The 13949-nt window shown below is 61.0% G+C and carries 12 protein-coding genes; 5 read left to right on the top strand and 7 right to left on the bottom strand.

Annotated features, from left to right (window positions below; translation table 11 throughout):
• Nucleotides 1–73: 73 nt before the first annotated feature.
• From queD to codA, 4 genes are all read left to right on the top strand, one after another.
• Entirely contained in the window at nucleotides 74–430 is a 357-nt protein-coding gene (gene queD, locus FPT15_RS18010; RefSeq protein WP_003173033.1) for a 6-carboxytetrahydropterin synthase QueD, read from the top strand.
• Between the two features lie 385 nt (nucleotides 431–815).
• Nucleotides 816–2084, top strand: a complete 1269-nt coding sequence (gene codB / locus FPT15_RS18005) for a cytosine permease (RefSeq protein ID WP_145163342.1) — start codon at nucleotides 816–818, stop codon at nucleotides 2082–2084.
• On the top strand, nucleotides 2081–3298 hold the full coding sequence (locus FPT15_RS18000; RefSeq protein WP_145163340.1) for a PucR family transcriptional regulator ligand-binding domain-containing protein: 1218 nt from the start codon (nucleotides 2081–2083) through the stop codon (nucleotides 3296–3298). Before codB ends, FPT15_RS18000 begins: the two co-directional genes overlap by 4 nt.
• 27 nt (nucleotides 3299–3325) lie before the next feature.
• Entirely contained in the window at nucleotides 3326–4561 is a 1236-nt protein-coding gene (codA, locus tag FPT15_RS17995) for a cytosine deaminase (protein WP_145163338.1), read from the top strand.
• Between the two features lie 9 nt (nucleotides 4562–4570).
• Here the strand turns inward: codA and FPT15_RS17990 are convergent, their stop codons facing one another.
• The 5 genes from FPT15_RS17990 to FPT15_RS17970 form a co-directional block, all read right to left on the bottom strand.
• On the bottom strand, nucleotides 4571–6727 hold the full coding sequence (locus tag FPT15_RS17990; RefSeq protein ID WP_145163336.1) for a lipase family protein: 2157 nt from the start codon (nucleotides 6725–6727) through the stop codon (nucleotides 4571–4573).
• 14 nt (nucleotides 6728–6741) lie between these two features.
• Complete coding sequence (locus FPT15_RS17985; protein ID WP_145163334.1) at nucleotides 6742–7524, bottom strand: hypothetical protein; 783 nt, start codon at nucleotides 7522–7524, stop codon at nucleotides 6742–6744.
• Nucleotides 7517–8353: a DUF4123 domain-containing protein gene (locus tag FPT15_RS17980; RefSeq protein ID WP_145163332.1), complete on the bottom strand. Its 837-nt coding sequence runs from the start codon at nucleotides 8351–8353 to the stop codon at nucleotides 7517–7519. Before FPT15_RS17980 ends, FPT15_RS17985 begins: the two co-directional genes overlap by 8 nt.
• Nucleotides 8353–10371 carry a type VI secretion system tip protein VgrG gene (locus FPT15_RS17975; RefSeq protein WP_145163330.1) on the bottom strand — a complete coding sequence of 673 codons (2019 nt, stop codon included), beginning with the start codon at nucleotides 10369–10371 and terminating at the stop codon, nucleotides 8353–8355. The genes FPT15_RS17980 and FPT15_RS17975 overlap by 1 nt, the downstream gene beginning before the upstream one ends.
• Before the next feature lie 301 nt (nucleotides 10372–10672).
• A complete protein-coding gene (locus FPT15_RS17970) occupies nucleotides 10673–11659 on the bottom strand; it encodes a diaminopimelate epimerase (protein ID WP_145163663.1) in 987 nt (328 codons plus the stop codon).
• 182 nt (nucleotides 11660–11841) lie between these two features.
• Between FPT15_RS17970 and FPT15_RS17965 the strand changes: the two genes are divergently transcribed.
• Nucleotides 11842–12993, top strand: coding sequence for an MFS transporter (locus tag FPT15_RS17965; protein ID WP_145163328.1), 1152 nt, complete (start codon nucleotides 11842–11844; stop codon nucleotides 12991–12993).
• 26 nt (nucleotides 12994–13019) lie between these two features.
• On the opposite strand, the gene FPT15_RS17960 is transcribed toward FPT15_RS17965, so the two are convergent.
• On the bottom strand, nucleotides 13020–13565 hold the full coding sequence (locus tag FPT15_RS17960; protein WP_145163661.1) for a type III secretion effector protein: 546 nt from the start codon (nucleotides 13563–13565) through the stop codon (nucleotides 13020–13022).
• A gap of 1 nt (nucleotide 13566) precedes the next feature.
• Nucleotides 13567–13902, bottom strand: a complete 336-nt coding sequence (locus FPT15_RS17955) for a hypothetical protein (protein ID WP_145163326.1) — start codon at nucleotides 13900–13902, stop codon at nucleotides 13567–13569.
• Nucleotides 13903–13949 lie beyond the last annotated feature (47 nt).

Raw genomic sequence — 13949 nt, 5'->3', positions numbered from 1 at the left:
AGCGGTATGCGCGGCGAAGGATCAAGCTGTTAAACTCGCCGCCTGCCAGATACCTGACCGAGCTGAAAATACTGTGGAAATCTTCAAAGAGTTTACCTTCGAGTCCGCCCACCGCCTGCCCCACGTACCGGACGGCCATAAATGCGGGCGCCTGCATGGGCATTCGTTCAAGGTGGCGATCCACCTGAGCGGCGACCTCGATCCGCATACCGGCTGGATTCGCGACTTCTCGGAGATCAAGGCGATTTTCAAGCCGCTCTATGAACGCCTCGACCACAACTACCTCAATGACATCCCAGGCCTGGAAAACCCAACCAGCGAGGTGCTGGCCAAATGGATCTGGAATGAGCTCAAACCTTTGCTGCCGGAACTCAGCGCGATTCGCATCCATGAGACCTGCACCAGTGGCTGCATCTACCGCGGCGAGTAAGCCCACGCGGTGAAAAAAACCACCCTTGCGGTGGTTTTTTTATGCGCCGGCCGCCGTCCCCGGCCGATGCCGGAGGGCTGTGCTACGCGGTTCGAGATTGGCCGCACACACGGGCTTGCGAGCTTGGAAACCGTCGCGCCATAGCGCATGGCTCGCGCCGCGTGTCCACGACCAAGCCACGGCGCAAGATGCTGATCCAATTTGTATCACCGCTGCACCGCTTTCGTGCCTGACTGGGCACAAAGACCACTGTTCCCTGCGATTCTCCGCAATATGGCTATAAATACTGTGCACGGTGCACAGCATCTTCCGTGCGCCTGTCACTTCTGCTGATTTGGCACGCGCGGTGCAACAGGCCTGCGTCACTCATTCAGGGAGCAGGGCCATGACTCAGCAAGAACCAGGCAACGATTACCCCCTCAGCGAAGTGCCCATGCATGCGCGCAAGGGCCTGGCGTCCACCGCCATGGTGCTGCTGGGATTCACGTTTTTCACCGCGACCATGTTTGCCGGCGGCAAGCTGGGCGTAGCCTTCAGTTTTACCGACATGCTTGGCGTTGTGGCCCTGGGTAACCTGTTGCTGGGCATTTACGCCGCGGGCCTGGGTTACATCGCGTTCAAGAGTGGCTTGAATTCAGTGTTAATGGGCCGCTTCTGCTTTGGCGAGGTCGGCAGCAAGCTCAGCGACTTGATCCTCGGCTTCACCCAGATCGGCTGGTACGCCTGGGGCACGGCCACCGCCGCCGTGGTGTTGGGCAAGTATTTCGAGCTGAGCCAGGGCAGCGTATTGGGCCTGATGGTGCTGTTCGGCATGGTGTTCTGCGCCACGGCGTACGTGGGATATCGCGGGCTGGAGGTGCTGTCCTACATCGCGGTGCCGGCCATGGGCATCTTGCTGTTTCTGTCGATGTGGGTCGCCACGGTAAAAGTCGGCGGGCTGGACGGCCTGCTGGCAGTCGTGCCGACGGGCGAGCTGGATTTGTCCACCGCGATCACGCTGGTGTTCGGCACCTTTGTCAGCGGCGCGACCCAGGCCACCAACTGGACGCGGTTTTCCCGTTCGGCCAAGGTCGCGGTGCTGGCCAGCCTGATCGGTTTTTTTATCGGCAATGGTTTGATGGTCCTGATCGGAGCCTATGGCGCCATCGTCTACCAGCAGCCAGACGTGGTGGAAGTGTTGTTGCTGCAAGGCTTCGCCATGGCGGCCATGGCCATGTTGCTGCTCAATATCTGGAGCACTCAGGACAACACCATTTACAACTTTGCCGTCGCCGGCTGCAACTTGCTGCGGACCCGCCGCCGCAAGACCGTAACCCTGGCCGGGGCGGTCATCGGCACCCTGCTGGCGCTGCTCGGCATGTACGACATGCTGGTGCCCTACCTGATTTTGCTGGGCACGGTGATCCCACCGATTGGCGGCGTGATAATGGCAGACTTCTTTTACCGCTATCGTGGCCAGTACCCGCGTCTGGCCGAGACGCGACTGCCGGCATTCAATTGGCCTGGGCTGGTGGCGTACGCGGTGGGCACGGTGCTGGCGTTCCATTCGCCCTGGGTGGCGCCACTGGTGGGGATTGTCGCCGCGTCGCTGACCTACATCGTGCTGACCGCCGTGCTGCGTGTGCGTGCGCCACTGGCTGATGCCCCGGCATGAGCCTTACCGTTGCCGATGTACTGGCCCTGCCCGGCCTTGAATCGATGCGCCTGCGCGCAGGTGACAGCGGCCTGGATAACGCGGTGCGCTGGCCGTATGTCGCGGAAAACAGCGGGATTGCCGAGTGGGTGCTGGGCGGCGAGCTGGTGTTCGTCACCGGCATCAATCACCCACGCGAGGAACCCAACCTCCTGCGCTTGCTGGAGGAAGCGTGCCAGCGTCAGGTTGCCGGCCTGGTGATCCTCACAGGGCCGGCCTATATCCAGGCGATCCCCCAGCGCCTGTTGGACGCCGCCGAAACGGCCGGCATGCCGCTGATCGAGCAGCCTTACTCGCTGAAAATGGTGCTGGTGACCCAAGCGATTGGTTCGGCGCTGATCCAGTCCGAGCAACTGGGCCGCTCGCGACACGACGTGCTGGAACGCTTGCTCGCCGGTGATTATCAGTCCCTTGAGGTGTTACTGCATCGGGCCGCGCAACTGGGCATGTCGCTGGCCGGGCATTGGCAGATTGTCCAGTTGCAACTGGAGGGTGGCGAGGCATTATTTGCCCAGGGTGATACTGCGCAGGCAGAAGCGCAGTTGGCCCGGCAGCACGACGGTATCGCCCGTCGATTGCGCCAGTTCTCGGCGCAGCATCATGCAGCGTTGCCGATAGTGGGCAGGGCTGGGCACTGGACATTGCTGCTGCCGGCCACCGATGCCGTGCAAGCGTTGGCCAATCGCCAACAATTGGCTGCCTGGCTTAACCCCTTGAACCTGCGGCTGGGCCCTTTGAAACTGTTTATCGGCCTCAGCGCCGCGGCACACCCACCCGCGCGCCTGGCTCAGGCGCAGGATGAAGCACGTCAGGCATTGGCGGCGGCGCGGCGTTTCAGCGACCGCGCCGGGCTTTGTGTGTATGACGAACTGGGCGTGTTGAAACTGCTCAGTGGCGTGCGTGATCGCGCCCTGCTCGACCAGTTTCTCAATGAACGCCTGGGCCCGTTGTTGCGCCACGACCGCCACCATGGCCCCTGCCTGATGCCGACCCTGGAAGCCTGGTTTCACGAGAATGGTAACCTTGTGGCCGCCGCGCAGCGCCTGGCCCTGCACCGCAACACGGTGACGCACCGCGTCCAGCGTATCGAAGCCCTGAGCGGGCTGACGCTGGGCAACTCATATGACCGCCTGGACATCGGAATTGCCCTGATGATCTGGCGGCTGACTGCCTGATTGTCTTTAGCCAAGAGGAACTTGCCCATGCATATCATCAACGCCCGCCTGCGCAACCGTGAAGGCCTGCATGATCTGCACCTGGAACACGGCCGGATCGCCAGCATCACTTCGCAAACCGAGGCACCTGCTTTAGGCGCCGGCGATTTGGACGCCGCCGGCAACCTGGTCATACCGCCTTTTGTTGAACCGCACATTCACCTCGACGCCACCCTTACGGCTGGTGAACCGCGCTGGAACATGAGCGGCACGCTGTTCGAAGGCATCGAGTGCTGGGGCGAGCGTAAAGCCACGATCACCCAGGAAGACACCAAGACTCGCGCCAAGAAAACCATCCAGACTCTGGCCGCCCACGGCATTCAGCATGTCCGCACCCACGTCGATGTCACTGACCCCGAACTCACGGCACTCAAAGCCATGCTTGAGGTGCGCGAAGACAGCTCGCACCTGATCGACCTGCAAATCGTCGCCTTCCCCCAGGAAGGCATCGAGTCCTACCGCAATGGCCGCGAGTTGATGGAGGAAGCCATTCGCCTGGGCGCCGACGTGGTCGGCGGCATTCCCCACTTTGAATACACCCGCGACCAAGGCGTGAGCTCGGTGAAATTCCTCATGGACCTGGCCGAACGCACGGGTTGCCTGGTGGACGTGCACTGCGACGAAACCGATGACCCTCACTCGCGCTTTCTCGAAGTGCTGGCCGAAGAAGCCCGCAGCCGCGACATGGGTGCACGCGTTACCGCCAGCCACACCACGGCGATGGGCTCCTATGACAATGCGTATTGCGCCAAACTGTTTCGCCTGCTGGGACACTCAGGCATCAGCTTTGTGTCCTGCCCCACCGAAAGCATTCACCTGCAAGGCCGCTTCGACAGCTTCCCGAAACGCCGCGGCGTGACCCGCGTCAACGAACTGCTCGAAGCCGGCATGAACGTGTGCTTTGGCCAGGACTCGATCGTCGACCCCTGGTACCCCCTGGGCAACGGCAACATCCTGCGGGTCCTGGAAGCCGGTTTGCACATTTGCCATATGCTCGGCTACCGCAATCTGCAAAGTGCCCTGGACCTGGTCACCGACAACAGCGCCAAGGCCATGGCCCTGGGCGAACGTTATGGCCTGGAGCCCGGGCGCCCGGCCAACTTGCTGATCTTGTCGGCAAACAGCGACTACGAAGTTATTCGCAGCCAGGGCCTGCCGCTGTACTCAATCCGCAATGGCAAAGTGCTGATGAAACGGCAACCGGCGCAGGTGGAGTTTTTGTAAACGGCGTGGCTACACAATGGAGTCGAGGTCGAGCGGATGCACCTTGCCTGAACCGTCATGAATCGGCGCAGGAATACTGGCAACTTGCGCCAACTCACGGTTTTCACGGTGGCTGAACCAACGCTTCAGGCTGGGTTGCAGGTGCGCGCGATTGGCGTGACTGCCATACACGTCGCGCGCGTCCAGGCGCCGCCAGCGCAGAGACTCCAACCGCTGGCGACTGGTGCGCAACCGGTCAATTTCTGCGTTCAACGCCTGGCTATGTTCGTGCCCATAGCCACGCTGGTTTGTGGGGCGGCGACGGTCAAGCTCACGGTTCTTATCGCGTAACTGCGCAGTCATGCTCTCAAGCGCATGGTCGAGCAACTCAAACTCTCTGTGCGTGACCAGAGGCCTTTGGCTATCCACGGTTTGTTGCCAGCGACGCAACGTGGCCCAGGCCGCAGGGATGTAGCTGGCCGTCATGAAGTGCTGGCTGGCCTGAAACAGTTGTTTCAGCACGTTGGCGCGGTTGGGCATATCGCCCTGAAGCTGCAACGCACGGTTACAACCGGCCTGCAGGATGGACTCGCAACCGGGCTTCCATAACACCGAAGAATGCGTGCCATCGGCCAGCTTGATCGGCATGAAGTGCTGCTGTTCACCGTGATGCTGGTAAGGATTGCCACCCACACGCACCAGGCCGGCGGCAAACAGAAGCCCACCCGGACCGGGTGCGCTGAACAATGCCACCGCGCCTGGAACCCAGAGTTTTGCGGTGGTGTTCATCCATGTGGCCGGCACGCTGGGCACCGGGTCGTTGTGGTTGACGATGCGATGGTGGACCAGGGCTGACGCGCCTTCGGTGAACTCGGCGTCGGCGGCGCGGGGTGCGCCATAGGTGTAGAGGAGAATGTTGTAGCGAGTGTCGGGGACTCGTCGCAATCCTTCTGCCAGGAGCAAGGCGATGGCGCCGCCGAGGCTGTGGCCGCAGATTACGATGCGTTGGCCGCTGTGAAACTGCTCGAGGTATCGCAAAATAAAATCGCGCATCGCCCGATACGCCTGGTAGAAGCCCTTATGGGCTCTGCCCACCCCGTCAGAAAACGGCACCTGGTGGGCGTCCGCGTCTCGCAGTGCATCGGCGCCGCTGGCGGTGCCTCGCACAGCGATCAGGATGACCTCAGCGTGATGAGTGATGAACGCCTGAGTGTCCGTTCCGAACTGCTCATCGTTAAAAAAATGCACCCGAGCAGGATGCTGCTGTTTTGCTCCAAGCTCAGAGCGGTTCTGTGGGTACACGTCAGGGTCGAAGGGCACAATCTCAAAACGCTGGGAGTATGGGACTTCCTCATAAAGCGGATAAAAGCGCTGCGCCTGCTCGCGATCTAAATTCCAGGCTTCCTGGTAGGCCGAAAGCTTTTCGACGAACAGATTCCCTATGCCGGGATCCAGAGGAAAGCTGACTTGATCCACCGGATTCGTTGGAGGCTGCTGGCCGAAATCGCAGTAACTCAAGGTAGCCATCAACGCCAACTGGTAGAGGTTCAAGGCACAGAAGCGATCCTCTGTGGATAGCATCGGGCGCAGGGCTCGCAAAGGTCGTACTTCCAGCACCGTATGCAGGTTGGGGAACAACACCACGCCTGACAAAGTCGGCTGAGGCGGACCGAAGCCCAACTCAGCCATCATTCTTAACGCATGGCGTTGTGGTGGGTAAGTACGGGGCGCCAACGGCGGCAAGTGAGCAACATGCCGGACCAGGTCGCGCACCTCTACCTGATAAAACCGGTCCGCTTTGCGCTGTGCAGGATTTGCCTCTATACGCTGGCCGTCAGCAGTGCAAAAGCGGGTTTGTTCGGCCCGAACCTGGAGTTCGGTGATGGGTAATCTGTAAGTCTTGCGCGTACTCAATTCAAAATACGGCTGCTCATTTCCAGCGTACAGCCCTTCCAGAATAAGCACGACGGGACCGCAGTAAAACCCTTGTAGCTTGGCAAACCCCTCCCCAGTCAGCCTGCCATTGTACGAGTGGCCTGTACTGTCATAGACAGTGTAAGCAAGCCCGCCGTAAGCCTTCCCGCTGCCCGTTTCATCAACCAGACAAAAGCTTGCCCAATGCCCTTTCAATGCACACGCAGGCATGTTGCTGCTGAAAAAAGCTTGCTTCCGCGCCTCTTGATTCATGACTCGACTCCTTGTCAATCACACGTGGGATAGACATCACAGGTGCGTCCATCCGGCATCTTTATAGGTTTGAAGTCCGTGTTATTGGGCTCGCAAGCGCCCTGCTGATCATCAAAGCTTTTCCCCCTGCAGCGTTTCCAACCTCCCGGTACAGCTACCCACCGCCGGTCAAAAGCCGGTTCTTCCTGATCCGTAAGCGCCAGTACCAGCCTGAGTTTTTTCCCAGGTAACAGCTCTCGTTGCACGACACCGCCCGCTCGCACTTTCTGCCGCTGCCCTCCTGCGTCCAACGCTTTGCACTCCAGAATTTTCCTGATTGCATGCAAGGGCCCTACCGTGCGAAAAAACCACCTGCATTGACCGGCCAGCTCCTGCACACCTGAGTCGGGCATCCCTGCTACGAGCTCAGATTCGACAGGATCTGCGAAATAGATAGCGGCTGAATCTCCACCGACATCTGCGTCGCGCTCGCCCCATTTCGCATAAATGTCGAACTCCACGCTCTTCAACACCGATGGGCATCCCTCAATGGTTTCAGTCAGCGGCAGGTCATAGCTCACTCGTTCGACCACTGGTTTGTAATCGGCAATAAAGATCTTCCGCTCTGGCCTCTTGCCTCGACGTTGCGGCAAGGTGCACAACTGGTCCCGCGCAGGACCGTAGTTAGCCGCCCCCGTAAACCGAAACTCCGCAGGCAAATCCACCTCCAACGTAAAGTGATTGACCGGCCCCACCGCACACCCCGAAAGCCACACCGCACCAAGCCCGACCAACGCACCACGCAGGCGCTTATTCATGCTTGCCTCCCAACCTGCGCCACTGCGCGGACACTCGTCCGAAGTGGTCTCCAGGCGTTTCTGCGTGCAGTGGCTGCCACTGAATCACGCAGGTACGCGTTGCCTCCTCCAACCTGCGCACTACCAGGAATTCAAGCTGCTGCGGCTCACGCCATTGCCACGCACGGGCCTGTTCCAATACCTGGGATAACCAGATTCGAGGGTCCTGGAATTCAACCAGCGCGGCGAGGTCTTCGCTGTGCTCGGTCAGCAGGTAGCGCAGGACATTGGCGTGCAGGATGGCCGCCGTATGGGGGTTGGGGGTGTTGAGCCAGGGTGCCGCAACTGGCACCGGATACTCACCGGGGGCCGGATTATCGCTGTGGTGCCACTGGCCCTCGTGCCAGTAGCACACGCTGATGAGCGGGCCGAGGAACACTGGCCAGTGCTCACTCGGCAGATGAGCCAACACGCGAGCCAGCGTTCGGTTGTCGTGAAAGCGATACAACGCCTGGCCACCCTCGAGCCCTACCAGCATGCGCTCGCGCCAATGTCGGACCACACCGGCCAGGTCGTCGTCGGGCAGGCTTGCCAACCACCCCCAGTCGGCCTGCGGGTGCTGCAGCAGGTCGAACAGCGCGGGCTCACTTGCCTGCTCCAATAGCAGAATCACCGGACCAACCGCTGCCAGTTCGGCCACGGCGCTCTCACCGTAAAGACTGCAATACTGCGACAGATGACGGGCCGCCAGCAGCGGCTGGCGTGCATCATGGTTGCCGTCAAGAATCAGACACAGTCGGCGGCCCGCCTGTTGCTGTTGGGCCATCCAGCGGCCAGGCATGCTCTGCATCAAGCAGCCCTCCGCTTGATGTCGCACTGGCCTTCGCGGCATTGCTCGCACACAGGACAAAAATCAGCCCCCAACTGCCGGGCCAACCCCATGACGACGCCTTGTGCGACCGCCATTTTCGGCCTGGCTGTTGCTGAAAAGGCGCTCGCGGATGAATTCGGGGGTGGCGAGCCGCCGACGGTAATGGGTTTGCTGGTGAAAATACCGCCGGCCTGAACCAGCACATACTCGCCCCCGGCCCTGAGGCTCAGTTGCGCGCCCGCATCGATGACCAGGCTGGCGCCTGCCTTGAGATGGATCTGTTGCCCGGCTTCAATGACCAGCAAACGCCCTACCCGTGTCTGACTGTCGCCCTGCACGTCCAGGTGATCATGCGCTTTGAGCTCGACATTGCGATCACCCTCGATATGACGACGCTCGCCGCTTTGCAGGTGAGCCGTGCTCAGTCCCCGGATGATTTCGTGGCGCTCTCCGACGACCTCCAAGCGGCTGTCGTGCCCCACTCGCTGCTCCAGATCACGCTGGGCGCGCAGGTAGATGAGCTCCTCGCCACGGCGATCTTCAAGGTGCAGTTCGTTGGCTCCACCGCCGCCTGGCGAACTGCGGCTGCGCAAGACACTGCGGGTGCCGTGCTGCGGCAAAGGATAGGTCGGCATGTGCAGCGCATTGGGCAGGCAGCCGTTGATCAATGGCCGGTCGGGGTCGCCCTCCAGGAAGGTCACCAGCACCTCCATGCCCACGCGCGGAATCATCATTGCGCCAAAGCCATCCCCCGCCCAACCGGACGCTACCCGTACCCAGCAGCTGCTTTTGTCATCGGCGTTTTCCAGGCGATCCCAATGAAACCGTACCTTCACCCGGCCATAGGCATCGCAGTACACCTCCTCGCCCGCCGGCCCTGTCACCGTGGCGGTCTGGCTGCCATTGATGGTCGGCTTCGGGTGCTTCAGACGCGGCCGATAAGGCGCGCGCCAGGGTGTTGCGGTGAACCGGTTGCGGTAGCCCTGAAATACGTCCGTCTCAACCAGCGCTTCCTCAAGTACCTGCGGTTGATAACCCTCATGACGCACTGACGTGATCAACCAAAGGTCGTTGCAGGCCGGATCGGGGTGATCGCGCAATTCGAGGAAATGGCCGCAGCTCAAGGCAGCTTGATCACTGCGGCCCAGCGCGTGATGACGGTCGCTTTGATGGCGTTCCAGGCTACGACGCGCCAATTGTTTGCCCCGTGCACGGTCACGGAAGCCGCCAGGGTAGCGATAATCCTCCAAAGGTTGCGCCGAGGCAGTGCCTGCCGTGTCGTGCAGGCGCAACAACGGGTGCTCGAAATCATGATCGCGACGAGCCGTATGCCGAGTGCGAGTTTCCAGGCGCACCTCGAAGCCCTGGATCATCCCCGATTCGTCGACGTGGTCACGCACCGGACAATAGCGCTGCACAGGCAAGCGCCGAAACACCGTCTGGTCGTCACCAAACACCAGCACGTGATTGTTGGTGCTGTGGCGGAAATGGTAGTGAATGCCCTCTTCCTCACACAGGCGCTGAATGAAGTGCAGGTCGGTTTCGGCGTACTGCACGCAGAACGTGCGTGGCGGATAGACCACCGGGCCGAGTTCGAAGCAATAGGCGTCGGCAAGGATGCCGTGATGCTCAAGCACCGCAGCGATGATCTGCGGCACGCTGCGCTGCTGGAAAATCCGCTGGTCACGCCGGTGGGCCAGGCACGCCAGCCGGGGAGCCAGGGTGAGGTGATAACGGGTCAGCCGCGCGCCCGGATCATCGCGGCCGACGGCGTGGATTTGCCCGTGCAGTCCTGCGTCCGCCGCGCCGAAGTCAAGATAGGCAGGCTGATGGAGCAGCGCCTCAAGGTCCAGCGAGGCGTTTTCACTGACGAGCTGCAGTTGAATGAAATAAGGCTGATCAATAACTTCATTGCCTTTAAACGCGAGCACTTGAAACTCGTTGGCAATCTCTGGAAGTATCAATTTGAAACGTGACGACATTAACGCACTCACCATCCGTAGTAACCCATCATCAAAGCGTTGACTGAAAGGCTTTCTCCCGTCGGATGTTGATCGAACGGCTGGGAAAAAGCGCCTTAACGCAGTGAAGCTTAGCGATTTCAGGCGAAATGCGGCCGCTCAAAAACAAAAAAGAAGTTTCGTACATAGGGGTCGGAAGTGTCTTTTACGAAACATGACAGCGCATTAATAACGCAACTACAGACAACAAGAAAATTCCCACACCAACTTTACAAGCATAACTAACTAATAGAGAAACAGCTGACACTCACCCACGCCATCAGCTGCTCTATCACGATCAGGCTTGAGCCCTTGCGGTCCCGAACAGACTGACGCTCAGCACTGTTTCACCCTGGCTCTGCAACCGTACGGGCGCTGTGCCACCTGGCATGACCACGGCCACTACGCCGTCCGTGACCCAACCTGCTCGCCATGCCGCGCACGCCACAGCACTGGCGCTGGTCCCCGAGGACGCGGTGGGCCCTTCTCCCCGCTCAAACACCCGCGCGATCACGTGATTGTCCGAAGACCGCGCAGCCCATTGCAGATTGATTCCGGCACGACACGGTTGACCACGCCCAAGCGGCGGTGCGAAGGCAATCGCCTGCAACAACCCGAACAGTTCCGGCTGTTGCATCGACTGATTGTCGGGTAACGCGCTGGCGTGCTCGACGAGCGTCACGCAATGAGGGTTGCCCACACGTACAAACTGACTGCAGGCCCATTGCGGGTTGACTGCAGCCAGCGCGGCCACGTGACTGAACTCACGCTCCCTGACCGCAACCGCATCAACACCCGTAGCAGCCACTGCGTCGGGGCCGAACATTGGTAGCCCCAATGCCAGCCAGAAACCTGCCACCTCTTCGTACAACGCCGGCTCCACGCGGGTTGCAACAGGCGATGCCGTGGCCGGCTGGTCATGGTGCACGCGCAATTCACACGCTTGAACCATCAAGCCCTGGTCGGTCAACGCCTGCGCAAAAATAGTCAGACCGTTGCCGCTGCGTTCGGCGAGGGAGCCATCCGTATTGACGATCAGCAGGTCGAACGGCGGCGCGGATTGAAACGGCCCGACCAGCAAACCATCGCAACGGTGCGCCTTCGCATTGGCGGGTCGGGGCAACGCGCCCCAGCCGCACTCGGAAGTGATTGCCGACGTTGCCCAGTCTTTGCGAGTGTGCGCCGCCAAGTCAGCACGCTCGGGCACATCAATACCGCGGCTGCGCAGATAGGTCGGGCTGACCACCGCGTAGATATTGCCCCGCGCGTCATAGAACTGGGTCAGTTTGCCACCCGCGTGAAAATCTTCATCGGCTTGTCCGTCCAATTGCCTGCACAGTGGGCGGCAGCGTATTACAGAACTGTCGACCGGGTCATCCGCAGGGAACCCGGCTCGCTCGAGAGCGCCTGATATGCAAGGATGTCGCGCCGGACATCGTTCGCTGAACGCAAAACCAAGGATTTTTCATGACTGCCATTCCCACTCCAGCGCCCGTGGTTCCCGGGCGACTGGAACAAATGTCGACCCGTATCGCTTTTTTCATCGCAGGCTTCGGCATCGCCGCCTGGGCGCCGCTGGTGCCGTATGCCAAGGCACGCGCGCAACTCAACGAGGGCACGCTGGGTTTGCTGCTGTTGTGCCTGGGAGTGGGTTCGATCATCGCCATGCCGGTGGCCGGTGCGCTGGCCTCACGTTACGGCTGCCGACGCGTGCTGACGGGCGGCACGATCATGATCTGCCTGGCCCTGCCGATGCTCGCGACGGTCAGCTCGATCCCGCTGCTGATGGCCGGGCTGTTTCTGTTTGGCGCCGGCCTGGGCACCGTGGATTCGACGGTCAACCTGCAAGCCGTCATCGTTGAGCGCGCCAGCGGCAAAACCATGATGTCGGGCTTTCACGGCTTGTTCAGCCTCGGCGGCATTGTCGGTGCGGCGGGGGTCTCCGGGCTGCTCGGCCTGGGCCTGTCGCCGTTGCAGGCGACCCTGGTGGTGATCGTGATCATGGCGGTGGCGCTGCTCAAGGCCGGGCCACATCTGTTGCCCTACGGCAGCGAAAGCTCGGGCCCGGCATTTGCAGTGCCTCACGGGGTGGTGCTGTTTATTGGCTGCCTGTGTTTCATCGTATTTTTGGCTGAAGGCGCGGTGTTGGATTGGAGTGCCGTGTTCCTCAGCGCCGAGCGCGGCCTGGATGAGGCTTATGCCGGCCTCGGCTATGCGGCATTTGCCTTGACCATGACCGCCGGACGCTTGACCGGCGATGCCATTGTGCGGCGGCTGGGCGCCACCCGTGTGATTATCATCGGCGGCTCGCTGGCCACCGCCGGCATGCTGCTCGCCACGCTCTTCCCGGCCTGGGAAACCGCGCTGCTGGGGTATGCATTGGTGGGCGCCGGTTGCTCGAACATCGTGCCGGTGCTGTACACCGCCGTCGGCAAGCAAAAAGTCATGCCGGAACACATCGCGGTACCGGCCATTACGACCCTGGGCTATGCCGGCATTCTTGCCGGCCCGGCCATGATCGGCTTTATCGCCCACGGCAGCAGCTTGAGCATCGCCTTTGTGCTGGTCGCGATGTTGCTGGCCGGCGTGGCCATCAGCGGCAAAATTCTCAAGGTGTAAATCGCCTGCCGCACAAGGCCTGGACGCTACCGGGCCTTGTGCATCTGGTGCTGTTCCAGCCAGCGCTCCAGGCTTTTGTTGCACAGCCAGCCCTCGTGCCTGGAGCGGCCAAACAAGCGCTGGGTATTGGCGCGCTGCAACGCGCGCAATAAACCTGGGCGCTCGATGATGTTTTTTGCCGTGTACACACAGTGTTCACTGTATTTCTTTCTGGGCAATCCGGTGGTGGGTTCAAGAATCGGCCTGCCCAGTGAGTCGCTGTCATCGGGGTCATTCATCACCACTTTGAGCAGCGAAATATCCACGTACTCAAAGGTTTCAAAGAACACGGTGCGGTCCTTTAGCGTGTCCCTCAACTGTTTGAAGTGACCTTGCAGCGCCTGCACGACGCTGGCATTGCCCTGGCCATGGAAAGGGTCCTGGCTGAAGGCGTTGGGTGAACTGTTGCCGCGCAATGCGCACGCGGCTTCCAGGCTGTCGCGGGTGATATAGCCGTCGCAATCGATGATCGCGTCGCTCAGCAGCGGACGCTTGAGAATTTCCCTGACCACCAGGATCATGCGGTCGCGCACGTCATTCACCCTCACGCTTTTCGGCTGCAAATTGGCGCAGCGAAGACGGCGTCACACAGCCCCCCTCGCTGTAGTTTTCAAACACGTCAAAGTTCTTTCGCAACTCGAGCGCCAGTTGCCTGTCGGTGAAGCTCGGGCCCGGAAGTGTGGTGTCTGCGCGAGCCGCTGGCGCGTTCTGCAGCGCCTGGTGCCGCAACGACGGCAAGGTTGCGCGCAAGCCGTGCCGCCGCGGCGGCGGCAGGTCTTGCGCAACAGACTGATCCTCGCAAAACGGCTGTGCCACAGGCGGCGGCGAAGGCCAGCGAACCTGCGGGCCGCCCATGGCCGTTGGCAGCATGCGCGGTAATGCACCCTCAATTGTCATACGTCATCTCCCGACCTTTT

The sequence above is a fragment of the Pseudomonas sp. RGB genome (assembly GCF_007713445.1).
Lineage (GTDB): Bacteria > Pseudomonadota > Gammaproteobacteria > Pseudomonadales > Pseudomonadaceae > Aquipseudomonas.
The sequence above is the reverse complement of the archived record's forward strand: the minus strand, read 5'-3'. Positions and strand labels throughout refer to the sequence as shown.

Excerpts from the sequence above, each read along its gene's own strand:
- codB (WP_145163342.1), top strand. The coding sequence starts at position 816 with ATGACTCAGCAAGAACCAGGCAACGATTACCCCCTCAGCGAAGTGCCC.
- FPT15_RS18000 (WP_145163340.1), top strand. The coding sequence starts at position 2,081 with ATGAGCCTTACCGTTGCCGATGTACTGGCCCTGCCCGGCCTTGAATCG.
- codA (WP_145163338.1), top strand. The coding sequence starts at position 3,326 with ATGCATATCATCAACGCCCGCCTGCGCAACCGTGAAGGCCTGCATGAT.
- FPT15_RS17990 (WP_145163336.1), bottom strand. The coding sequence starts at position 6,727 with ATGAATCAAGAGGCGCGGAAGCAAGCTTTTTTCAGCAGCAACATGCCT.
- FPT15_RS17985 (WP_145163334.1), bottom strand. The coding sequence starts at position 7,524 with ATGAATAAGCGCCTGCGTGGTGCGTTGGTCGGGCTTGGTGCGGTGTGG.
- FPT15_RS17980 (WP_145163332.1), bottom strand. The coding sequence starts at position 8,353 with ATGCAGAGCATGCCTGGCCGCTGGATGGCCCAACAGCAACAGGCGGGC.
- FPT15_RS17975 (WP_145163330.1), bottom strand. The coding sequence starts at position 10,371 with ATGGTGAGTGCGTTAATGTCGTCACGTTTCAAATTGATACTTCCAGAG.
- FPT15_RS17965 (WP_145163328.1), top strand. The coding sequence starts at position 11,842 with ATGACTGCCATTCCCACTCCAGCGCCCGTGGTTCCCGGGCGACTGGAA.
- FPT15_RS17955 (WP_145163326.1), bottom strand. The coding sequence starts at position 13,902 with ATGCTGCCAACGGCCATGGGCGGCCCGCAGGTTCGCTGGCCTTCGCCG.